The organism is Paracoccus aminovorans (assembly GCF_900005615.1).
GTDB classification, from domain to species: Bacteria; Pseudomonadota; Alphaproteobacteria; order Rhodobacterales; family Rhodobacteraceae; genus Paracoccus; species Paracoccus aminovorans.
In genome coordinates, this window is the sequence record NZ_LN832562.1 from 277,681 (window position 1) to 299,336 (window position 21,656).

General features: G+C 69.5%; 22 protein-coding genes. 10 read left to right on the forward strand and 12 right to left on the reverse strand.

Annotation, left to right across the window (positions count from 1 at the left end):
- Positions 1 to 72: 72 nt before the first annotated feature.
- From JCM7685_RS17355 to JCM7685_RS17380, 6 genes are all read right to left on the reverse strand, one after another.
- Positions 73 to 2,130, reverse strand: coding sequence for an ASKHA domain-containing protein (locus JCM7685_RS17355; protein ID WP_074967635.1), 2,058 nt, complete (start codon positions 2,128 to 2,130; stop codon positions 73 to 75).
- Between the two features lie 18 nt (positions 2,131 to 2,148).
- Entirely contained in the window at positions 2,149 to 3,099 is a 951-nt protein-coding gene (locus JCM7685_RS17360; RefSeq protein WP_074967633.1) for a methyltetrahydrofolate cobalamin methyltransferase, read from the reverse strand.
- Between the two features lie 31 nt (positions 3,100 to 3,130).
- On the reverse strand, positions 3,131 to 4,243 hold the full coding sequence (locus tag JCM7685_RS17365; protein WP_074967631.1) for a methylenetetrahydrofolate reductase: 1,113 nt from the start codon (positions 4,241 to 4,243) through the stop codon (positions 3,131 to 3,133).
- Positions 4,240 to 4,821: a methylenetetrahydrofolate reductase C-terminal domain-containing protein gene (locus JCM7685_RS17370; protein ID WP_074967670.1), complete on the reverse strand. Its 582-nt coding sequence runs from the start codon at positions 4,819 to 4,821 to the stop codon at positions 4,240 to 4,242. Before JCM7685_RS17370 ends, JCM7685_RS17365 begins: the two co-directional genes overlap by 4 nt.
- Before the next feature lie 185 nt (positions 4,822 to 5,006).
- Positions 5,007 to 5,630 (reverse strand): DUF1638 domain-containing protein, encoded by a 624-nt coding sequence (locus JCM7685_RS17375; protein WP_074967629.1) that lies wholly within the window; start codon positions 5,628 to 5,630, stop codon positions 5,007 to 5,009.
- A gap of 163 nt (positions 5,631 to 5,793) precedes the next feature.
- Positions 5,794 to 6,489: a corrinoid protein gene (locus JCM7685_RS17380; RefSeq protein WP_074967668.1), complete on the reverse strand. Its 696-nt coding sequence runs from the start codon at positions 6,487 to 6,489 to the stop codon at positions 5,794 to 5,796.
- 225 nt (positions 6,490 to 6,714) lie between these two features.
- Here JCM7685_RS17380 and JCM7685_RS17385 point away from each other — a divergent pair, with 225 nt between their 5' ends.
- Together JCM7685_RS17385 and JCM7685_RS17390 are read left to right on the forward strand one after the other, a co-directional pair.
- The gene (locus JCM7685_RS17385; RefSeq protein WP_244532101.1) at positions 6,715 to 8,274 is read left to right on the forward strand and encodes a trimethylamine methyltransferase family protein; all 1,560 of its coding nucleotides are present in this window, start codon (positions 6,715 to 6,717) and stop codon (positions 8,272 to 8,274) included.
- A gap of 61 nt (positions 8,275 to 8,335) precedes the next feature.
- Positions 8,336 to 9,043 carry a hypothetical protein gene (locus tag JCM7685_RS17390; RefSeq protein ID WP_074967624.1) on the forward strand — a complete coding sequence of 236 codons (708 nt, stop codon included), beginning with the start codon at positions 8,336 to 8,338 and terminating at the stop codon, positions 9,041 to 9,043.
- A 165-nt stretch (positions 9,044 to 9,208) separates the two neighbouring features.
- On the opposite strand, the gene JCM7685_RS17395 is transcribed toward JCM7685_RS17390, so the two are convergent.
- The 3 genes from JCM7685_RS17395 to JCM7685_RS17405 form a co-directional block, all read right to left on the reverse strand.
- Positions 9,209 to 10,165 (reverse strand): GlxA family transcriptional regulator, encoded by a 957-nt coding sequence (locus JCM7685_RS17395; protein ID WP_074967667.1) that lies wholly within the window; start codon positions 10,163 to 10,165, stop codon positions 9,209 to 9,211.
- Positions 10,166 to 10,572: 407 nt separating this feature from the next.
- Positions 10,573 to 10,905, reverse strand: coding sequence for a hypothetical protein (locus JCM7685_RS17400; protein WP_074967622.1), 333 nt, complete (start codon positions 10,903 to 10,905; stop codon positions 10,573 to 10,575).
- 13 nt (positions 10,906 to 10,918) lie between these two features.
- On the reverse strand, positions 10,919 to 11,119 hold the full coding sequence (locus JCM7685_RS17405; protein WP_139218085.1) for a hypothetical protein: 201 nt from the start codon (positions 11,117 to 11,119) through the stop codon (positions 10,919 to 10,921).
- 134 nt (positions 11,120 to 11,253) lie between these two features.
- Here JCM7685_RS17405 and JCM7685_RS17410 point away from each other — a divergent pair, with 134 nt between their 5' ends.
- On the forward strand, positions 11,254 to 11,727 hold the full coding sequence (locus JCM7685_RS17410; RefSeq protein WP_074967618.1) for an Lrp/AsnC family transcriptional regulator: 474 nt from the start codon (positions 11,254 to 11,256) through the stop codon (positions 11,725 to 11,727).
- 8 nt (positions 11,728 to 11,735) lie between these two features.
- On the opposite strand, the gene JCM7685_RS17415 is transcribed toward JCM7685_RS17410, so the two are convergent.
- Entirely contained in the window at positions 11,736 to 12,959 is a 1,224-nt protein-coding gene (locus tag JCM7685_RS17415) for a GTP-binding protein (RefSeq protein ID WP_074967616.1), read from the reverse strand.
- 170 nt (positions 12,960 to 13,129) lie between these two features.
- Here JCM7685_RS17415 and JCM7685_RS17420 point away from each other — a divergent pair, with 170 nt between their 5' ends.
- From JCM7685_RS17420 to JCM7685_RS20090, 5 genes are all read left to right on the forward strand, one after another.
- Positions 13,130 to 14,155, forward strand: coding sequence for a Dyp-type peroxidase (locus tag JCM7685_RS17420; protein ID WP_074967614.1), 1,026 nt, complete (start codon positions 13,130 to 13,132; stop codon positions 14,153 to 14,155).
- 2 nt (positions 14,156 to 14,157) lie between these two features.
- A complete protein-coding gene (locus tag JCM7685_RS17425) occupies positions 14,158 to 14,955 on the forward strand; it encodes a family 1 encapsulin nanocompartment shell protein (RefSeq protein ID WP_074967612.1) in 798 nt (265 codons plus the stop codon).
- 6 nt (positions 14,956 to 14,961) lie between these two features.
- Entirely contained in the window at positions 14,962 to 15,858 is an 897-nt protein-coding gene (locus JCM7685_RS17430; protein WP_074967610.1) for a bestrophin family protein, read from the forward strand.
- Between the two features lie 482 nt (positions 15,859 to 16,340).
- Entirely contained in the window at positions 16,341 to 16,778 is a 438-nt protein-coding gene (locus JCM7685_RS17435; RefSeq protein ID WP_074967608.1) for an RrF2 family transcriptional regulator, read from the forward strand.
- A gap of 19 nt (positions 16,779 to 16,797) precedes the next feature.
- Positions 16,798 to 17,259, forward strand: coding sequence for a DUF6522 family protein (locus JCM7685_RS20090; protein ID WP_074967606.1), 462 nt, complete (start codon positions 16,798 to 16,800; stop codon positions 17,257 to 17,259).
- A 298-nt stretch (positions 17,260 to 17,557) separates the two neighbouring features.
- On the opposite strand, the gene JCM7685_RS17445 is transcribed toward JCM7685_RS20090, so the two are convergent.
- Both JCM7685_RS17445 and JCM7685_RS17450 read right to left on the reverse strand, forming a co-directional pair.
- Positions 17,558 to 18,067, reverse strand: a complete 510-nt coding sequence (locus JCM7685_RS17445) for a pyridoxamine 5'-phosphate oxidase family protein (protein ID WP_170848921.1) — start codon at positions 18,065 to 18,067, stop codon at positions 17,558 to 17,560.
- 151 nt (positions 18,068 to 18,218) lie between these two features.
- The gene (locus JCM7685_RS17450) at positions 18,219 to 19,196 is read right to left on the reverse strand and encodes a GlxA family transcriptional regulator (RefSeq protein ID WP_074967604.1); all 978 of its coding nucleotides are present in this window, start codon (positions 19,194 to 19,196) and stop codon (positions 18,219 to 18,221) included.
- Positions 19,197 to 19,294: 98 nt separating this feature from the next.
- Between JCM7685_RS17450 and JCM7685_RS17455 the strand changes: the two genes are divergently transcribed.
- Complete coding sequence (locus JCM7685_RS17455) at positions 19,295 to 20,218, forward strand: BKACE family enzyme (RefSeq protein WP_074967601.1); 924 nt, start codon at positions 19,295 to 19,297, stop codon at positions 20,216 to 20,218.
- Positions 20,215 to 21,636 carry a carnitine 3-dehydrogenase gene (locus JCM7685_RS17460; RefSeq protein WP_074967599.1) on the forward strand — a complete coding sequence of 474 codons (1,422 nt, stop codon included), beginning with the start codon at positions 20,215 to 20,217 and terminating at the stop codon, positions 21,634 to 21,636. The genes JCM7685_RS17455 and JCM7685_RS17460 overlap by 4 nt, the downstream gene beginning before the upstream one ends.
- Positions 21,637 to 21,656: the final 20 nt, after the last annotated feature.

Sequence of the window (21,656 nt, forward strand, 5' to 3'; positions counted from 1 at the left end):
GGGCCGTGGTCGCCGTCCACCGGGAACCGCAACGCCGGCGCATTTGCCGCAGGCCGTGGCGGGGTCATCGGTTCAGCCGCGCCGGCGGCGGGCCATGCGCTCGGCGCGGCCCGCGCGGCCCCGGCCGTCGGAAGGGCCTTCGCCCGGGTCGGGGCGCGCGGGCAGTTTCATCGTTCGCGCCAGATGCGGGAAGGCATCGATCTTGTGCGGCAGCGCCATGGCATCGACGAAGAGCTGCTGGAAATGCGGCTCCAGCGCGGTCTCGATCTTGTCGATGCGGCGCACGGTCTCCTCGATCTCGCGGCGGTGGCCGCGGTTCAGCAGCGCCATCATCGCGCCGGCACCGGCGGCATTGCCCACCGCCCGGACCTCGGACAGGTCGCAATCCGGGATCAGCCCCAGCACCATGGCGTATTTCGGGTCGATGAAGGAACCGAAGGCACCGGCCAGGCGGATGCAGTCCACCGCCGCCACGCCCTGCTTTTCCATCAGCAGCCGGATGCCGGCGTAAAGCGCCGCCTTGGCCAGCTGGATCGCGCGGATGTCGTTCTGCGTGACCGTGATGCGCGGGCTGCCGTCATGCAGCAGATAAGAGAAGGTGCGGCCTTTCGCCAGGATGCGCGGGCTGCGCGCGGCCAGCGTCCCGTCGATCACGCCCTCCGCCGACAGGATGCCCGCAAGATACATCTCGGCCACCACCTCGATGATGGCCGAGCCGCAGAGGCCGGTCACGCCCAGCCGGGCCGCGGCCTCGGCAAAGCCCGGATCGTCCGACCACAGATCCGAGCCGATGATGCGCAGGCGCGGCTCCAGCGTCCCGGGGTCGATCCGCGCCCGCTCGATGGCGCCGGGGGCGGCGCGCTGGCCCGAGGAGATTTCCGCACCCTCGAAGGCCGGGCCGGTGGGCGAGGAGGCGGCGACGGTGCGGGCGGCGTTGCCCAGCACGATCTCGGCATTGGTGCCGATGTCGACCAGCAGCATCATGCGGTCCTGCCGGTGCGGGCCCTCGGCCAGGACGGCGCCGGCGGCATCGGCGCCGACATGGCCGGCGATGCAGGGCAGCAGATAGGCCCGTGCGCCGGCGTTGGCGGCAAGCCCCAGTTCGGCGGCCGGGCTGCGCACCGCCGCCGACACCGCCAGCGCGAAGGGCGCCTGGCCCAGCTCGGTCGGGTCGATGCCCAGGAACAGGTGATGCATGATCGGATTGGCGACGAAGACCGCGTCGAGGATGTCGTCCGGATCGACGCCGCCCTCGGCGCAGACCTTGGCGACCAGCCCGTTCACCGCCTCGCGCACGGCCTGCGTCATCGCGGCGCGCCCATCGGGGTTCATCATCACATAGGACACCCTGCTCATCAGGTCCTCGCCGAAGCGGATCTGCGGGTTCGAGGCGCCGGCCGAGGCGACGACCCGCCCCGACAGCAGCGATACCAGATGCAGCGCGATGGTGGTCGAGCCGATGTCGCAGGCGATGCCGTAGGCGCTGTTGTGCAGCCCGGGCCAGAGGGCGGTGATTTCCGGGCGCGCGTCCTCGTCCTGGTGGACGGCGACGGTGACGCCCCAGCCCTCCAGGCGCAGGGTCTTCTGCAAGCCGGGCAGCAGCCGCAGCGGCACCACCGGGTCGCGGATGCCCCAGTCGCGCGCCAGCACCGCCTTGAGCCGGTCGAGATCGCCCAGCGGCTGGTGCATGTCGGGCGGCTCCACCTCGACATAGCACAGCCTGATCGCCGGATCGCGCGCGATGACGCGGTCGCTGGCGGGTTTGCGGATCACTTGGGCATTGACGGTCGTGTCCTGCGGCACGTCCACCACCAGGTCGCCCAGCACGGTGGCCGAGCAGGAAAGCCGCCGCCCCGCGGGCAGGCCGCGGACCCGGTCGTAACGCTCTTCCTTGCCGCCCCGGGCCGAGATGTGATCCTGGGACGAGGTGATGCCGAACTTGGCGAAGCTGCCGTCCTGGATCTCGACCTGGCAGCGGCCGCAGGTGGCGCGGCCGCCGCAGACGCTTTCGACATGGACGCCCAGCTGCCGCGCGGCGTCGAGCAGATTGGTGCCGACCGGGAAACGCCCGCGCTTGCCCGAGGGCATGAACAGGACCAGAGGGTCGCGGGGGTCCGGGTCGGCAGCCATGGCGTCGCTTCCCTTGCCCTAGGCCTGCGCGCCCAGCCGCGCGGCGCGGCCGCCGCGCCGCCGTGCCCCGCCGTCTAGCGGCGCCGGTGCCGGCGCGGCATGTTCGCCGGGGCGGAAGTCCTTGTAGGTGCGGATCCAGGTGCCGCAGTCCTTGTCCACGCCGGCCAGCACGTTGGCGGCGCGCACAGCCTCCATCTCTTGCGGGCGGCACGGGTTCATGATGGCGCTGGTCATGCCGGCGCCGATCACCATCGGGATAAAGCCCGCATTGATGCCGTGGCGGTGCGGCAGGCCGAAGGAGATGTTCGAGAGGCCGCAGGTCGTGTTCACCTTCAACTCCTCGCGCAGCCGCCGCAGCAGGGCAAAGACCTGCAGCCCGGCGTCCCCCAGCGCGCCGATCGGCATCACCAGCGGATCGACCACCATGTCCTCGGGCTTGATGCCGTGGTCCATGGCGCGCTGGACGATCTTCCTGGCGACCTCGAAACGCACGTCGGGGTCCATGGAGATCCCGGTCTCGTCGTTCGAGATCGCGACCACCGGCACGTCGTATTTGCGCGCCAGCGGCAGGATCGCCTCCAGCTTGTCCTCCTCGCCGGTGACCGAGTTGATGAGCGGGCGGCCGCGCGCGACCTTCAGGCCGGCCTCGATGGCGGCGGTGACCGAGGAATCGATGGCCAGCGGAATGTCCACCAGTTCCTGCACGATCTGCAGCGTCTGCACCATCAGCCCCGGCTCGGTGGCGTTGGGATCGACGGCGGTCACGCCCGCGTTGATGTCCAGCATGGTCGCGCCCGCGGCCACCTGCTCCAGCGCGTCCTTGCGCACGGTGTCGAAATTGCCCTCGACCATCTCGGCTGCCAGCTTCTTGCGGCCGGTGGGATTGATACGCTCGCCGATGACGCAGAAGGGCTGGTCGAAGCCGATGGCGATTTCCCGGGTCGCCGAGGCGACGATGGTGCGGGTCATGGATGTTTCCTTTTCGGAATGGATGGTTGTGTCAGGTTGTGGCGGGATGCGGCGCCGCCTGCGCGTCCGTCAGGATCTGCTGCGGCGTTTCAGCGCGGTCGTCGTGCAGGATGTGGTCCAGTCGGCCGGCGACCAGCGCATCGTCGGCCCTGGGTTCGGGGCGCCACGGGCGCCGGCCCTTCAGCACGCCCGAATCGTGGACGATCTCGGCCACGTATTCTTCTTGCCGATAGGCCATGACGTGGATGCCGGCGACGCCCGCGATCTCTTTCACCTCGTCGATGATGTCGATGCAGAGCCGCTTGCCCTCGCGCTTCTGGTCGGCGGCGCCTTCCAGCCGGGCGATCACCGCGTCGGGAATATGCACGCCCGGCACGTTGGCCCGCATCCAGCGCGCGGTCCGGGCCGAGGTCAGCGGCCCGACGCCGCACATGATGAAGCATTGCTCGTGCAGGCCCAGGTCGCGGACCCGGGCCATGTAGTCGCGGAACATCGGCACGTCGAAGCAATACTGGCTTTGCACGAATTGCGCGCCGGCGGCGATCTTCTTGGCCAGCCGCAGCGGGCGGAAGTCGTAGGGCGGCGCGAAGGGGTTGATCGCCGCGCCCATGAACATCGCGGGCGGGGTGGTCAGCTTGCGGCCCGACAGGAACCGGCCCTCGTCGCGCATGGTGCGGATCGTTTCCATCAGCGACATGCAGTCGAGGTCGAAGACCGGCTTCGCGCCCGGCTGGTCGCCGGCCTGCACGCCGTCGCCGGTCAGGCACAGCACGTTCTGCACCCCCATGGCGGCGGCGCCCAGCACGTCGCCCTGGATGGCGATGCGGTTCCGGTCGCGGCAGGAAATCTGATAGATCGGCGCGTAGCCCATGCGGGTCAGCAGCGCGCAGATCCCGACCGAGGACATGTGGCAATTCGCCCCCGAGGCATCGACGGCATTGATCCCGTCCACCCAGCCGTCGAAGACGGCGGCGCGTTCATAGACATCCTCGGGGTCAGCGCTGTCGGGCGGGTTCAGCTCGGTGGTGACGGCGAATTCGCCGCGCCGCAACACCCGCTCCAGCCGCCCGCGCGAGGCATGGCCGGGCAGCGGCTCCAGCGGCAGATGCGCGCCGGCGGGGTTCTCGTCATGGTGCGGGCTCATGTGGCATCCCTTCTGCGGGCTGTGTCGCGCCCGTCCGCGGCCTCTTGCGTGACGCGCAGCCAGGACGAGGTTCCGGCCAGCGTCCGGTCCACCGGCTTCTGCACCTTCAGGATGGCGTCGCCCTGCACCATCCGGCGCGAGCCTTCCCAGGCCTTGACCCAGACGCAGGGCATGTCGGGCTTGACCTCGCAATGCCCGTTGGCGCGCACGCCGCCGCAGGGGCCGTTGCGCAGCTGCTTGGGGCAGTTCATCGGGCAGGACATCCCGGTCGAGGACAGCACGCATTGCCCGCACATCCGGCAGTCGAACATGAAGCCCTTGACCTGGCGTTCGACGAAGCGGACCGGCTTTTCGACCCGGCCGTAGCCGAGCGCCTTCCACAGCGGATGCAGCAGCAGCACCGCACCGGCGAACCGGCGATAGAACCATTCGAGGCCGCGCGCATGGCGCACGGACCACAGCCGCACCGCATAGCCGCGCGCGGCCTTTCGCGGCGGCGGCGGGGCGGCGGCTGCGGGCGTCGCGACCTTCCGCTTCTGCGCCCCGGGCAGGGCGGCGATATGCGCGTCCTCAGCCATGGTTCCGCCCGTCCGCATCGATGCCTGCCGCTGCCGCCTGGGCGCCGCGCCGGGGCGGCTTGCCTGGAATCCGGTCTTGCCAGTGGGTCACGATCAACTTCCTCTCTTCCTTTGGTCCCAGCATCGCCGAAGGCGTCCGTTCCCGCTGGCCGCCGCGCGACGGCGACCGTTTCAAAAGCGACGCGTCACGTCTCCGGCCCGGCATGCGCCCGCGCCAGCGCCGGCCCCAGGTCGCCATAGCGGGTCAGGCGCCGTTCATAGGCCAGGCCCAGCAGGGCGGCGGCGTTCCGCGCCACCTGTTCCAGCCCCGCGTCCTCGGTCTGGGCCAGGTAGACGACCTTCTTGTAATTGCCGAAGAAATCCTGCGCCAGTTCCGGGTGCCGGTCGAGGCCCAGCGGCCGCACGAAGAAGGCGTCGAACTGGCGGCACAGGAAGTCCGTCATGTAGAATGCGGTCACGTCGGCCTCGGCCACCGCCGCAAAGGCGGCCGCGCCCTGATAGACCGCAAAGCAATGCGGCCCCGCCAGCCGTTCGACGCCCTGGCGGTCCAGCACCTTGTCCAGCATGCCGCCGGTGCCGCAATCGGCATAGCCGACGAAGATGTGGCGATAGCCGTCGGCGCGCGCCTGCATGATCGCCGCATCGACCGCGGCGGTGATGCGCTGGGGATGGAAATGCAGTTCGGCCGGCAGGCATTTCAGCACCAGGTGCGTCAGGGCCAGCCGCTCGCGGATCGCCATGATCTCGCGCGCCAACATGCCGCAGGCGATGACCAGCACCTTGTCCGGCGCGGGCGGCGGGCCCGCCATCCGGGCGGGGGCCGCCGTCGCAGCGGCGGGCAAGGCCGGGGACGGCATGGACGCCGCCGCGGCCCGACGGGCCTTCAGCCTGGCCGCGCGGCCTCGTCCTGCCTGTTCCATGCCGCGTCCCGACCCCCCGTGCCCCGATCCTGAGCGTGGCTGTGCCCCAGCCTCAGGCCACGCGGATGTTGTGCCTGCGCTGCATGAAGTCCTTGGCCATCTCGACGGTGATCGCGGCGTCGCGGCAATAGGCGTCGGCGCCCACGGCCTTGCCGAAATCCTCGTTCAGCGGCGCGCCGCCGACCAGGACCACGTAATCGTCGCGGATGCCCTTTTCCGCCATCGCGTCGATCACGACCTTCATGTAGGGCATGGTCGTGGTCAGCAGGGCCGACATGCCCAGGATGTCGGGCTTGTGTTCCTCGATGGCGGCCAGGTAGCTTTCCACCGGGTTGTTGATGCCGATGTCGATGACCTCGAAGCCGGCGCCCTCCATCATCATGCCGACCAGGTTCTTGCCGATGTCGTGGATGTCGCCCTTGACGGTGCCGATCAGCAGCTTGCCCTGCTTGGGCGCGTCGGTCGCGGCCAGCAGGGGGCGCAGGATGGTCATCCCGGCCTTCATGGCATTGGCCGACAAGAGCACCTCGGGCACGAACAGGATGCCGTCGCGGAAATCCTCGCCCACGATGCGCATGCCCTCGACCAGGGCCTGGGTCAGCACGTCGTAGGGCGTCCAGCCGCGTTCCAGCAGGATGTTGGTGCCTTCCTCGACCTCTTCCCGGAGCCCGTCGTAGAGGTCGTTGTGCATCTGCTCCACGAGGTCTTCGTCGGACAGCGCGGCAAGGCTGATTTCGTCGTCGGACATCTTCAAGACTCCAGCATGGGGTTGCGGCGCGGGTTCTCCTCGGCGGCCAGCGCGCCGTCTGGTCCTGAATCCTGTATAGCCCCGCCGGTCCCCGCCCCACTGTCCGGTTTGCGACAGCCGCTGCCGCAGCCAGGCCGGTCCGCCGCCCGGGCCTGGCTACAATCGGAAACCAGCGCGGCACTCTGGCCCGCGAGGGAGATGGGAAGCGAATCCATGACGGACAGCATGACATCGGCGGAAGACACCGGCGCCAGGCGCGGCCGGGGCGAACGCGGCGGCGCGGCCGCCAGGCGCGCGGCGCGGGCAGGCGGCGGACCTGGGGGGCAACTGACCTATATCAAGCGGCAGGTGCCCTATTACGAGGTGCTGGGCGAAGAGGGGCTGGCGCTGATCGAGGCCAATGCCGACACGGTGCTGGAAGAGATCGGCATCGAGTTCCGCGACGACCCCGAGGCGTTGGCGCTGTGGAAGGAAGCCGGCGCCGACGTGCGCGGCCAGCGCGTCCATTTCCCGAAAGGGCTGCCAAGGGCACTGCTGAAGACCGCGCCCTCGGTCTTTACCCAGCACGCGAGGAACCCGGAACGCTCGGTGCAGATCGGCGGCGGCGCCACCGTTTTCGCGCCGGTCTACGGCCCGCCCTTCGTGCGCGACCTGCAGGCCAACCGGCGCTATGCCACGCTGGAGGATTTCCACAATTTCGTGAAGCTGGCCTATCTGGCACCCTCGATCCACCATTCCGGCGGCACCGTCTGCGAGCCGGTGGACGTGCCGGTGAACAAGCGCCACCTGGACATGCTGCTGGCGCATATGACGCTGTCGGACAAGCCCTTCATGGGCTCGGTTACTGCGCCCGAGCGGGCCGAGGACACCGTCGCCATGGCGAAGCTGCTGTTCGGCGAGGAATTCGTCGACCGGAACACCGTGACCATCAGCCTGATCAACGCCAACTCGCCCATGGTCTTCGACGACACCATGCTGGGCGCGGCCAAGGTCTATGCCCGCGCCAACCAGGCCTGCATCGTCACCCCCTTCATCCTGGCCGGCGCCATGAGCCCGGTGACGGTCGCGGGCACGCTGACGCAGGTGCTGGCCGAGGTGCTGGCGGGCGCCGCCTTCACCCAGCTGGTGCGCCCCGGCGCACCGGTGCTGTTCGGCACCTTCGCCTCGTCGATCTCGATGCAGTCGGGGGCGCCGACCTTCGGCACGCCCGAGCCATCGCTGGTCTCTTACGGCGCGGCGCAGCTGGCGCGGCGGCTGGGCCTGCCCTTGCGCACGGGCGGCTCGCTTTGCGCCGCGAAGACGCCGGATGCGCAGGCGGCCTATGAAAGCGCGAATACGCTGAATTCGACCATCCTTTGCGGCGCCAATTTCGTGTTGCATTCGGCCGGCTGGCTGGAGGGCGGGCTTTCAGCCTGCTACGAGAAGTTCATCATGGACGTCGATCAGCTGGGCGTGGCGCAGAAGCTGGCGGCGGGCGTCGACCTGTCCGAGAACGGCCAGGCGATGGACGCGATCCGCGAGGTGGGGCCCGGCAGCCACTATCTGGGCTGCGCCCATACCCAGGCGAATTTCCAGTCCGCCTTCTATCGCTCGATCGTGGCCGACAACAACTCGTTCGAGCAATGGCAGGCCGAGGGCGAAAAGACCGCGGCGCAGCGCGCCAACGAGCTCGCGCGGCGCTGGCTGGACAGCTACGAGCCGCCGGCGCTGGACCCGGGCATCGCCGAAAGCCTGAACGATTTCGTGGCGCGCAAGAAAGCCTCGATGCCGGACGCCTTCACATGAAAGCCGCCGGTTTCGGCGCGACAGAGGGTCGCGGATCTCATCCATGACGAGGTGTGGCGCAATGCCGTTCAGGGTCGGGAACCGGGTTGACCGGGCTGCGGCGGCGCTGGCGCCCAGCGGGCTGGTGCTGCGCGGCGGGCTGAACTTCGCCCCGGACGAGCCGCGCCCGCCGGGACCCGGCGGCGCGCCGGCGGCGGCGGTGCTGCTGGTCGGCAATGCCGGCGCCGGCTATTGGCCGGTCTTCGCGCAATGGCGGCGGGCGCAGACCGACCCGCCGGCCGAACCGCTGGACCTTTGGTCGCGCGAGGTGATCGCACGGGCCGCCGCCGAGATCGGCGCGCGGGTGCTGATGCCGAACGACCGCCCCTTCGCGCCCTTCCAGCAATGGGCGATGCGGGCGCTGCGGCTGAAGCCGTCGCCGCTGGGGCTGCTGATGCATCCGCGCCTGGGGTTGTGGCACGCCTTCCGCGGCGCCTTGCTGCTGGACGACGCGCTGTCGCGGCGGGCGCTGCGCCGCCTGAACCGGCCCCGGGGCAGGACGCGGCATCCCTGCGACCATTGTGCCGACAAGCCCTGCCTGCGCGGCTGTCCGGTCGCGGCCTATGGCGCCGACGGCTTCGCCCATGCCGCCTGCCTGTCGCATCTGCGCAGCGCCGCGGGCGCCGGCTGCACCCGGCTTTGCCTGGCGCGCGACGCCTGCCCGCAGGGGCGCGGCTGGCGCTATCCCGACGCGGTGCAGGCGTTCCACCAGCGGGCTTTCGCCGGCTGAGCCCTGGGCAGGCCACTGAAAATCCCAGCGCCGCGGCACGCCGGACAGAAAACGGGAAATGCGCCGCGAATCGCCGACAAATGCTCTGTTATCCAGCCGGTCCCGGCCGGGGCCGGAACGATTTTCCGTCCTGGCGCCCTGTCGGAATCCTTTTCCCGCGACCTGTCAGGGCAGCACCAGCGGCTTGCGCTCGCCCCGTTCCTGCTGCGGCGAGCGGGCATAGAGCTCACGGTAGCATTTGGCGAAATGCGAGGCCGAGACGAAGCCGCAGGCCACCGCGATCTCGACCACCGGCAGCGTGGACTGCATCAGCAGGTGCCGGGCGCGGTCCAGCCGGATCTCGAGGTAATAGCGGGCGGGCGAACGGCCCATCTCCTTCTCGAACAGCCGCTCGATCTGGCGCCGGGACAGGCCGACATGGCAGGCGAGCTGCAGCAGCGACAGCGGCTCGGCAAGGTTGGCCTCCATCAGCTCGATGATGGACAGCACCTTGGGGTTCTGGATGCCCAGCCGGGCGCGCAGCGGCAGCCGCTGGCGGTCGCCGGGGCTGCGCACCCGGTCGGTCAGCAACTGCTCGCAGACCCGGTTGACGATCTCGTCGCCGAAATCGTCGCCGATCAGCTGCAGCATCATGTCCAGCGCCGCGGTGCCGCCGGCGCAGGTGTAGATATTGCCGTCGACCTCGAACAGGTCGGCATAGACATCGGCGGTCGGGAAGGCTTCGGAAAAGCCCGGCAGGTTCTCCCAATGGATGGCGCAGCGCCGGCCCGACAGCAGCCCGGCGCGGGCCAGCACATAGGCGCCGGTGCAGAGCCCGCCGATGGCGACGCGGCGGCTGTTCGCCTCGCGCAGGAAGGCGAAGACCGGTTTCTGCTGGTAGGCCTCGATCCCCAGCCCCGAGCAGACGATGGCCATCGAGGGGCGTTCGGGTCCCGAGAGCCGGCGCCTTTCCTCCTCCAGCGCGCCGTCGACGGTGCATTCCACCCCGTTCGAGGCCGGCACCGGCAGGCCGTCGATGCTGGCCAGCCGCCAGTGATATGCCTGGTAGCCCAGCATCCGGTTCGCCGCCCGCAGCGGCTCCAGCGCGCTGGCAAAGGCGATCATGGTGAAATCCGGCACCATCAGGAAAACGATCGAGCGCTTGCTGGCCGTGGCTTGCGACACCCGTAACCTCACTACACAAGACCCTGGGCCGTATGAACCTGGGGTCGCCGCCAGAGTCGGTCGGAACGGAATACCGGTCAATAGCGCGCAGGGGCGCCCCCTTGCGGCATGGTGCCGCTGTCCCGTCGCCCGCCGCGCGGGGCGAGGCGTTTCGGGCCGAACGCCACATGTCCGCAGGGCGAGGAAGGGCGGCAGGGACGGGGCCGATCTCCCCGACCCCGGCAACCCAGGTCATCCTGCCCGCGACCCTTGGCGAGGGGCGGTATCAAGCATCTTCGGCGGCTGCGGCCGTGCCGTGGCCGCGGGCGGCGCGCCCCGGCCGTGCGCCGGAGGGCATTCCCGAACTTCCTGCCGAGGGCCGGAACTCAGAAGCCGCGGGACAGCCGCCGGCGCAGTTTCCCCCGCGCGGTCAGCAGCGGACCTGCCAGTGCCGCTGGGCAGTCGCCAGCGCGCGACTGACCCAGCGCCAGCGCCAGTTCCTGCTGCGCGCTCAGCCCCAGCCACGCTGCCGGCAGCAGCAGCACGCGCAGCCGCCGCAGCCGCTCGCAATCGCTCGACCAGACCGCGAACCAGCGCGGTCCGGCGCGGCGCAGGCGCCAGCCCTCGCCCGGGATCGGCGCGGGCCAGCGTCCGCCCGCCGCCTGGTGGGTCGTCAGCAACAGCAGCCGGTCGCCGACCCGCTGGGACAGCTTGCCCATCCCCGCATCTCCGTCACGCCGGGCCCGACGGCGCGATCTCGGCGCGCCGCAGGCGCAGCAAAGACGGCGCCGCGTCGCGCAGCGCGGAGGTCAGGACGCTCGGCGCAACCCCGTTCAGGCCGGGGATCCCGCCGCAGCGGCTGTCGCTCAGCCGGACCGGGACGATGCGTGCGTCCCCGGCCCAAGGTCGCGTCATCAGGACGATGTCGTTCATGGTCGCCATGCCTCCCTTTCGCAGAATCGGCCTCTTGCGATACGGCCACCATAATACACGATTGAACACATAGAGAATATAGATAAATATGACGCCGCATCGCCGGGCATTCCTCCGGCGTCGGAAGGGGCGCTATGCCGGATCTCGACCTGATCGACCGCAAGATCGTGGCGGAGCTGATGCGCGACGCGACGCTGCCCATCGCACAGATCGCCGACAGGGTGGGCCTGTCCCAGACCCCCTGCTGGAAGCGGATCCAGAAGCTGGAGGCGGCGGGGGTGCTGACCGGGCGGGTGGCGCTGGCCGATCCGGAGAAGCTGGGTTTCGGCACGCTGGTCTTCGTCGAGATCGAGGCGCCGAACCATTCCGTGCAATGGCGCGAGGAATTCGCCACGGCCGTCGCCCAGCTGCCGCAGATCATGGAGGTCCACCGGATGGCGGGGCGCATGGACTATCTGCTGCGCGTGGCGGTGCCGGACATGGCGGCCTTCGATCTGTTCTACAAGCGGCTGACGGATGCGGTGCCGATCAAGAACGTGACCTCGCATTTCGCCATGGAGCGCATCCGCTTCACCACCGCCTATCCGGTCGATACCCGCAACCGTTGAACGATGCCTCAGGCGGCGCTTTCGGCCCCCCAGGCCGGGAAGGGGTCGGGCAGGTTGGCCCACAGCTCGGGGATGAAGCCGCTTTCGCGCACCAGGGCCGCATCCAGCGCGCGGGTGATCGCGGCCTGGTCCATGCCGGTGCCGATGAAGACCAGTTCCTGCCGCCGGTCGCCCCAGGGTTCCTGCCAGACCTCGGCGACCGCATCCAGGCTTTCGGTGACGGTCGGCCAGCGCTGCCGGGGCACGCCCGCCCACCAGCGGCCCAGGGGCGCGACCGTCGACATCGCCCCGGCCAGGCTGAACTCTGCCACCCAGTCGGGCCGGGTCGCGATCCAGAAATGGCCCTTGGCCCGGATCACGCCGCCGAGTTCGCGGTTCAGCACCGCATGGATGCGCAGCGGATCGAAGGGCCGGCGGGCGCGATAGACGAAAGAGGATACGCCGTATTCCTCGGTCTCGGGCGTGTGATGCGCGAAACCGTAAAGCTCCTTGGCCCACAGCGGATGCTCATGCGCCCGGTCGAAGTCGAACAGCCCGGTGTCGAGGATCATGCCGGCATCGACCCGGGCATGATCCGCTTCCAGAACCCGGGCATCGGGGTTCAGCGCCTGCAGGATGCGCCGCGCCTCGTCGCGCCGCTGGGGCCCGGCGGCGCCGATCTTGTTCAGCACGATCACGTCGGCGAATTCGATCTGGTCGGTCAGCAGGTCCACCAGCGTCCGCTGGTCGTCCTCGCCCAGGCTTTCGCCGCGGTCGGCCAGGAAGTCGTGGCTGGAAAAATCGCGCGTCAGGTTGGCGGCATCCACCACCGTCACCATCGTGTCCAGCCGCGCCACGTCCGAAAGGCTGTTGCCGTCCTCGTCCCGGAAGGCGAAGGTCGCCGCCACCGGCAGCGGCTCGGCGATGCCGGTGGATTCGATCAGCAGGTGGTCGAAGCGGCCTTCTCCGGCCAGCTGGCGCACCTGGTCCAGCAGGTCCTCGCGCAGGGTGCAGCAGATGCAGCCATTGGTCATCTCGACCAGCTTCTCCTCGGTGCGGGACAGTTCGGTGGCAGCATGGACCAGGTCGGCGTCGATATTGACCTCGGACATGTCGTTGACGATCACCGCGACGCGGCGGCCCTGGCGGTTGTTCAGGACATGGTTCAGCAGCGTGGTCTTTCCCGCGCCCAGAAATCCCGACACCACGGTGACGGGCAGGCGGCGGTCGCGAGAGCGGGCGGATGCAGACATGGGGGCCTCTATGTTACGTTATAATATAACATATACCTGCGGACCGGAGCCGCCCGCAAGGGCTTTCGGACCTTGATGTGCGCGCGATCCTTGGGCTGCTGTCGCTTCTGGGGCTTTCGGACACCCCGCGGACGGGTTTATTCCTTGGTCAAGCCCGAGGGGAATCGCTCATGCCGCCAATAGCCAACCAGCCGATCGAGGGCGCCCTGACCCGCAACGCGATCTTTCTGACCCTCAGCCTGCACCAGGACGATGCGGCGCTTTCGGTTTTCCGCGACCTTTGCGCCGACCTGCCTTCCCTGGTCCGGGCGGTGGGATTTCGCAGCGCCGAAGCGGGGCTCAGCTGCGTGCTGGGCCTGGGGTCCGGGCTTTGGGATCGGCTGGGCATTGGTCTTGCGCCCGCCGGCCTGCACCCGTTCCGCGAAATCGCCGGCGTCCATCGCGCGCCTGCGACCCCGGGCGACATCCTGTTCCACATCCGCGCCGAGCGCCCGGACTACTGCTTCGAGCTCGCCAGCCAGATCATGCGCCGGCTGGGCGCGGTCGCCACCGTCGAGGACGAGACCCAGGGCTTCAAGTTCTTCGACAACCGCGACCTGCTGGGCTTCGTCGACGGCACCGAGAACCCGCAGGGCGTGGACCGGGCCGCGGCGGTGGCCATCGGCGACGAAGACCCGGCCTTTGCCGGCGGCAGCTACGTCATCGTGCAGAAATACCTGCACGACCTGGCGAAATGGGAGGCCATGCCGGTGGAAAGCCAGGAACGGGTGATCGGGCGCCACAAGCTCTCGGACATCGAATTCCCCGATGCCGACAAGGCGAGCTTCGCCCATAACGTGCTGACCAACATCAACGACGCGCAGGGCAACCAGCTGCAGATCCTGCGCGACAACATGCCTTTCGGCAGCCCGGCGCATGGCGAGTTCGGCACCTATTTCATCGGCTACGCCCGCGAGCCGGGCCGGATCGAGACCATGTTGGAGAACATGTTCGTCGGTCTGTCGCCGGGCAATTACGACCGCATCCTCGACGTCAGCACGGCCGTGACCGGCGGCCTGTTCTTCGTGCCGGCGGCGGGGCTGCTGGACAGGATCGGCGCGGGGCAGGCTCTGGCGCCGCCCGCCCCAGCCGAACCCGAACCGGAACCGCGGGCGGACGGCTCGCTTGGCCTTGGATCCTTGAAACAGGGGGACTGACATTGGACAATCTTCACCGCGAACTGGCCCCGATCAGCGCGGCCGCCTGGACCCAGATCGAGGAAGAGGCCCGGCGCACCCTGCAGCGCTATCTGGGCGCGCGCCGCGTCGTGGACCTGCACGGTCCCGAGGGGTTCGATCTGTCCGCGGTCGGCACCGGCCACCTGAAGCCCGCGCCGGCGCTGGCCGAGGGCGTCGCCTGCCACCAGCGCGAGGTGAACCCGCTGGTCGAGCTGCGGGTGCCGTTCCGGCTGACCCGCGCGGCCATCGACGACGTGGCGCGCGGCTCGAACGACAGCGACTGGCAGCCGCTCAAGGACGCGGCACGCCAGATCGCGCTGGCCGAGGACCGGCTGGTGTTCCGCGGCTACGACGCCGCCGGCATCCAGGGCATCCTGCCCGGCACCAGCAACCCGGTGGTGCCGCTGCCCGACGACGTCGCCGATTATCCCGAGGCCCTGGCCCGCGCCGTCAGCGAGCTGCGGCTGGCCGGCGTCAACGGCCCCTATGCGCTGGTGCTGGGCACCGCCGCCTTTACCGAGGCGACCGGCGGCGCCGAGGACGGCTATCCGGTGCTGAAGCATCTGGAGCGGCTGGTCGACGTGCCCGTGGTCTGGAGCCAGGCGCTGGAGGGCGGCGCCGTCGTCACCACCCGCGGCGGCGATTTCGACCTGTGGCTGGGGCAGGACGTCTCGATCGGCTATCTGGCGCATGATGTCGAGACGGTGACGCTTTACCTGCAGGAAAGCCTGACCTTCCAGATGCAGACCTCCGAGGCGGTGGTGGTGCTGGGGGCCTGAGCGGCGATGATCCTGCGCTCGCAGCCGAACCTGCGCGACATCCTGCTGACGGTCCAGGGCTCGATCATCCCCGCTATCCTGGGCCGGCTGGCGGTGATCGGAGCGGTGTCGCTGGTCGCGATCCTGGCGGCGAAGCTGCACCCCGGCATCTTCGCCCGCATCAGCGCCATCCCCTTCACCCTGATCGGCATCGCGCTGTCGGTGTTCATGAGCTTTCGCAACGGCACCTGCTACGCGCGCTGGTGGGAGGGGCGGCAGCTCTGGGGCGAGATCGTGGTCGCCTGCCGGGGCATGGCGCGGGCCAGCGCCGGCCTGGACCCGCAGCTGCGCCGCCGCCTGCTGCTCTCGCTCTGCGCCTTCGCGGCCGGCCTGTCCGCGCGGCTGCGCCAGCGCGACGAAAACGCGGCCATCGCGGCCTGGCTGCCGGGCGACACCCTGTCCGGGCGGCCGAACCCCACGGATCGCGTGCTGCAGGACGCCGGCGCGGCGCTGGTCGGGCTCAGCGCCGCGGGCCGGCTGGGCGAGATCCGCTGGTCGGTGCTCGAGGGCCATCTGCATCGGCTGTCCAGCGCCCAGGCGGCGTGCGAGCGCATCGCCTCGACCCCGGTGCCCTTTGCCTATTCGCTGCTGCTGCATCGCACGGCGCTGGTCTTTTGCGTGCTGCTGCCCTTTGCGCTGGCCGGCTCGCTGAGCTGGTGGACGCTGCTGCCGGTGCTGCTGGTGGCCTATACGTTCTTCGGCCTCGACGCGCTCGGCCACCAGCTCGAGGACCCGTTCGGCGAAACGCCCAACGCCCTGCCGCTGGATGCGCTGTGTCGCATGATCGAGCGCGAGATGCTGGACGCGATGGGAACCGACAGCCTGCCCGAGCCGCTGAAACCCGAAAACCACGTGCTGCGCTGAACGCCGGACGGCCGGCGGGCCGCCGTCCGGATCCGAGAGGTCGTTCATCATGCTCGGCCCTCTTGTCCTTCTCGTCGCGGGTGCCCCAGCGATGCACGGGCATTGCGCGCCCCGGCCGTCACGGCCGCAGGCTGGGGCGAAAGCGCCCGCGTTGCGACAAGCATCTCCGAATTTGCCATGCGTCCGGCCCCGCACGATCCGAAAGGGCCGTCTCTGCCACCAGGGCGCATTTGCGCGGCGCCGGTCGGCGTGATGGTCGCGAGCAGGAACAGGCCCTGCCGGGTCGGCTGTCCTGCGTCCAGACCCAGGGCGCACGATGCCGGGGGTTCTGCGCGGCGATCTAACCCGCGGTCATGCAGGAGCGCCGAATCTCCGGGCCGGTCGTTCGCATGAAGAGCCCCGGCGGGGGGGGATATTCGGAACTTGCCGTGCCGAATATCCCGCCATATAATCGGCATCAAGAATACCGATTATGATTGCGCATGCGTCTTGCCACTTTCACCGACTACGGATTGCGCGTGTTGATGCGCCTGGCCGGAACGCCGGAAAAGGCGGTCTCGACCGGACAGATCGCGACGGAGTTCGCGATTTCGCAGCACCATCTGGCCAAGGTGGTCAGCGATCTCGGTCTGGGCGGTTTCGTGCGCTCGGTGCGCGGCCGGACGGGCGGGCTGCGGCTGATGCGCCCGGCGCAGGAAATCACGGTGGGGCAGGTGGTGCGCCATCTCGAACGCAGGTTCTCGCTTGTGGAATGCTTTCGCGCCGATGGCGGCGAATGCGTCCTCGGACCGGGTTGCCGCCTGAAACCGCAGCTTGCGGCGGCGCGCGAAGCGTTCATGGCAGAGCTCGACCGCACGACGATTGCGGATTGCGCCTGGCCGGGACGGAACCCGGACGGGCGCGTGGCGACGGACGGTTAGGGCTGGACAGGAGGAAGCGATGTCTCAGATCGAATTCGGGAAGAACGGCATCCAGGTGGATGCGGCCCTGCTGGCCAAGGCGTTCCGGATCGGCACCGACGCCCTGAGGCAAAGCATGCGCGACGGCACCATCACCAGCCGCTGCGAGCGCGGCGAAGGCGCGGATGCCGGCCGGGTGCGGCTGGTCTTTTTCTCGTCCCGGCGCCGCGTCCGCATCACCGCGGACGACAGCGGCAACGTCCTGACCTGCACCGCCGTGGATCTGGTCGGACCGCCCCGAAGCGGGAGGCCGGAGGCCGCCGGGGACGCCGATCATGAGGCGGCCGGTGCTGCTTCTGCCGGCGCAGGTCCGGATCAGGCGGCCCATATCGACAGGCTTCTCGACCCGGCGTTGCAAGGCACCTTCCCCGCGAGCGATCCCATCGCGATCGACATCGACGCGGCCCCGCAAGCGGACTCGTCGCGCGGCGAGGCGCCCTGACCGCCATCAGGCGCAACCAGCCGACCGGATCGGCCCGCAGGAGGCCATTTCGGCCCTGAGCAGGCTGCTGAAAAGCCCCGTGACGCGGCAAACTGCACGGAAGCGCGAAAATCGCATCGGATCGCCCGCAAATGTCCTGTTCTTCAGCCGATCCTGGGCCCAAAACGATGCCCTCTCGAAGTTCTTTTTAGCAGCCTGTCGGGGCAAGCGCGGAGGAAAAGACGGCTGGCACCGCTCCGAGCCGCTACCGTGATAAAAAGATCCGGCAGGACGCACACCCGCCCCGCAGGATCAGCGATCATTCCCCGAGCGGCCGCACCCCATATGTGCGGTAGGCGTCCGCGCGAAGGTCCGCTTCGCTCCTTTCCGGATAGAAGGTGTAGCTGGGCGCCAGGATGGGCGCGCTCCGCTCGACCCTGACGGCGATCACATGCCGGATCGGGAAGCTGCCGCCTGTCATTGCCAGCAGCGGCGCGGACAAGGCCGCGAAATCCGGATGGTCGGGCGCGATGATCTCGGCCACGCCCTCCAGTTTTCGGCCGCGCTGCAGGAACACATCGATCAGGCTGACGCAGACCGCCGGATTGTCGCGGATGTTCTTGACGCTGCGCGCCGAGGCGATGTCGGCGATCAAGAACCGGCCGTCGTCCGCTTCCGCGTGGATCTGCTTGGGAGAGACATTCGGCCTGTTGCGGGATCCGCCGTTGCCAGCCAGCAGAGAACGACCTTTTCGGTCTCGTTGAAGCTTCGGGTCATAAGCGCCTCTCGAAGTTGTCCCCGATATCGCTGGCACGGAAAGCGTCGCCAAGGCACGCGCCGTCCCGATGTAGCAATGCGCCCCGAAACCGTTGCAAGACCCGGCGACGGGGCCAAGGCCGCCAGGGTTCCGCATGGCTCGCCGCGGGCCGGAAGAATGGCCTGGCGGTGGTCCGCCTTGCTTGGGGGTCGCCCCGACCAGGTCATCGGGTCCGCAGCGCCGGCGGCGTCGAGAAAGGCCGCGGGCCGCGAGCAGGTTCGCCGGCGGGCGGGGTGGATTGCCGGATCGGCCGGCCGTAGAGACGACGATGCGCCTTGCTCAGCGCCGCCGCGTCGGAATAGCCGCAGCGCAGCGCGATCTCGCGCAGGCCAAGCCCGGTGCTGGCGGCCAGTTCGCGCGCCTGCGACAGCCGCAGCATCTGGAAATAGCGGCCCGGCGCCATGCCGGTCTCGGCGCGGAACAACCGGTCCAGCTTGCTGAGCGAGACTCCGCAGCGTGCCGCGATCTCGGGCAGCGGCAGCGGCGTCTCGATGGTCTCGATCATCAGGTTCATCGCCTGCCGCAGCCGCGCCGTGCCCTTGCGGGGCAGGCCGGGCAGGGCCGGGCCGGCCTCGCCGCGGTCGGCGTCGTGCAGGAACATCGACGAGGCGATGAAGGCATTGGCCTGGCCGAACCGCTCGGCGATGAAGGCCAGGATCAGGTCCAGCGCCCCCGCCGCGCCGCCGCAGGTCCAGACCCGCCCCGCCATCACGTAGGGGGCGGTGTCGGCCTGCGCATCGGGGAAGGCCTCGGCGAAATCGGCCAGCAGCGACCAGTGCAGCGTCGCGCGCCGCCCATCCAGCAAGCCCGCCGCCGCCAGCAGCCAGGGCCCGCTGTCGGCGCCGATCACGATACGGCTGCGCCGTGCCAGCGCCAGGACGCGGCGCAGCCCGGCCCCTGCCGCATGGTCGCGATAGCCATAGCCCGCCACCACCACCAACAGGTCGAAATCCGTCGCCGCCCCGTCGTCCGGCGCGACGGACAACCCGCTCGAGGACCGCACCGGCCGGCCGTCGGGGGTGAGGACCTGCCAGCGGATGTCGATCTCGGCCTGGTCGCGCACAGCGCGCAGCGGTTCCAGCAGGCAGGACAGCACCATGTTCGAGAAACCCTCGAAAAGCAGGAAGCCGACGCGGACCATGAAATGCTGACCTGTTTGGATAATCCTGTGACAGGATAGGACAATCGCGGTGCCGCGCAAGCCCCTAGCATCCGGGATGCGCCAACCAGGAGTTCGCCATGCCCCTTGCCATGAATCGGGACGTCTTCATCACCTGCGCCGTGACCGGATCGGGCGGCACCCAGGACCGCTCGCCCCACGTGCCGCGCAGCCCGAAACAGATCGCCGAAAGCGCCATCGCGGCGGCCAAGGCCGGTGCGGCGGTGGTCCATTGCCACGTCCGCGACCCCGAGACCGGCGCCCCGTCGCGCAAGCTGGACTATTACCGCGAGGTGACCGACCGCATCCGCGAGGCCGAGGTCGACGTGGTGCTGAACCTGACCGCCGGCATGGGCGGCGACATCGTCTTCGGCAATACCGAGGCGCCGTTTCCGCTGAATGCTGCCGGGACCGATATGGTCGGCGCGACCGAGCGCATGGCGCATGTCGCCGAATGCCTGCCCGAGATCTGCACCCTCGATTGCGGCACGATGAACTTCGCCGAGGCCGATTACGTGATGACCAACACCCCCGGCATGTTGCGGGCCATGGGTGGCATGATGACCGCCCTGGGCGTCAAGCCCGAGATCGAGGCCTTCGACACCGGCCACCTGTGGTTCGCCAAGCAGCTGGTCGAGGAAGGCACGCTGGCCGGCCCGGCGCTGGTGCAGTTGTGCATGGGCGTGCCTTGGGGCGCGCCCAACGACCTGAACACCTTCCTGGCGATGGTGAACGCGGTGCCCTCGGACTGGACCTGGTCCGCCTTCAGCCTGGGCCGCGACCAGATGCCTTTCGTCGGCGCCTCGGTGCTGGCAGGCGGCAACGTGCGCGTGGGTCTGGAAGATAATCTGTGGCTGGGCAAGGGCCAGCTTGCCACCAACCCGCAGCTGGTCGAGCGCGCCGCGACCATCATCGAGAACCTGGGCGCCCGCGTGATCGGTCCCGCCGAAGTCCGCCAACGCCTGGGCCTGGTGAAGCGCGCCCCGAAAGGAGTCGCGGCATGAGCAAGGCGGCGATCATCGGCGGCGGCGTCATCGGCGGCGGCTGGGCTGCGCGTTTCCTGTTGAACGGCTGGGATGTGGCGGTCTTCGACCCCGACCCGCAGGCCGAGCGCAAGATCGGCGAGGTGCTGGCGAATGCCCGCCGGGCGCTGCCCGCGCTTTACGACCGCGCGCTGCCGCCCGAGGGCCGGCTGACCTTCCACGCCGACATGGCCGAGGCGGTGGCCGGCGCCGCCTGGATCCAGGAAAGCGTCCCCGAGGTGCTGGCGCTGAAGCACAGGATCCTGCCCGCCATCGCGGCGGCGGCCTGGCCGGATGCGGTGATCGGCTCGTCCACCTCGGGCTTCAAGCCGTCCGAGCTGAACGCGGCCGGAACCAATGCGGTCGTGGCGCATCCCTTCAACCCCGTCTATCTGCTGCCGCTGGTCGAACTGGTGGGCGACGGCGCCACCTGCGCGCGGGCCGCCGACATCCTGCGCGGCATCGGCATGTTCCCCCTAATCGTGCGGAAAGAGATCGACGCCCATATCGCCGACCGCCTGCTGGAAGCCGTCTGGCGCGAGGCGCTTTGGCTGGTCAAGGACGGCATCGCCACCACCGAAGAGATCGACGAATCGATCCGCATGGGTTTCGGCATCCGCTGGGCGCAGATGGGCCTGTTCGAGACCTATCGCATCGCCGGCGGCGAGGCCGGGATGAAGCATTTCATGGCCCAGTTCGGTCCGGCGCTGTCCTGGCCCTGGACCAAGCTGATGGACGTGCCCGAGTTCAACGACGAACTGGTCGACCTGATCGCCAGCCAGTCCGACGCGCAATCCGGCCACCGCTCGATCCGCGAGCTGGAACGTCTGCGCGACGACAACGTCGTCGGCATGATCCGCGCGCTGCGCCGCTCGGGCAGCGGCGCCGGCGGCGTGCTGCGGGCGCATGAGGCGCACCTGCCCGACCCGGGCGAGCGCGACGGCTTGCCGATCACCGTCACGCGCCAGGTGCCGGTGACCTGGACCGACTACAACGGCCACATGAACGAGACGCATTATCTGGAAGCCGCCTCGCTGGCGACCGACCGCTTCATGGAGATGATCGGCGCCGATGCAGATTACGTCGCCTCGGGACAGAGCTATTTCACGGTCGAGAACCACATCCGCTATCTGGACGAGATTCATGCCGGCGACCGGCTGGTGGTGACGACTCAGGTGCTGGACGGGCAGGGCAAGAGGCTGCACCTGTTCCACCGACTTTGGCGCGGCGAGGTGCTGGCCGCCACGGTCGAAACGCTGCTGCTGCACACCGACCTCGGCACCCGCCGCACCAGCGCACCCGCGCCCGCCGTGGCCGCGACGCTGGCCGACTGGGCCGGCAGCCATGCCGACATGCCGGCCGAAGGGGCGGGCCGCTTCGTCGGCCAGCCCAGGTCCTGACGCATGGGATACGGCCTGCC